Source organism: Profundicola chukchiensis (genome assembly GCF_029664245.1).
Classification (GTDB): Bacteria; Bacteroidota; Bacteroidia; order Flavobacteriales; family Weeksellaceae; genus Profundicola; species Profundicola chukchiensis.
Genome location: NZ_JANAIE010000078.1, coordinates 1 through 220, shown reverse-complemented (window position 1 = coordinate 220; position 220 = coordinate 1). Strand labels below are relative to the sequence as shown.

The 220-nt window shown below is 63.2% G+C and carries 1 pseudogene; it reads right to left on the bottom strand.

The window, feature by feature from the left end:
* Positions 1 to 220, bottom strand: a pseudogene (locus NLM59_RS11735) (hypothetical protein); the annotation flags it as partial.

Sequence of the window (220 nt, the reverse complement as noted above, 5' to 3'; positions counted from 1 at the left end):
GCATTCATCAGCCCGGCAAAGCCGCGCTTCACGCCTTCGGGCGGGATCACCACCATGTCGTCGGCGATCTCCATATCTTCGAAAATCACTTCTGTCTCGGGAATCCCGCGCAGTCCCATCGCCGGCTCGCGCCGCCCGATTTTCAGCCCCCCGGTCTCGTCCCGGATGGCAATGAAGCCACCGATTCCCTTGAACGCCCCGTCTTCCACCACCCGCGCAA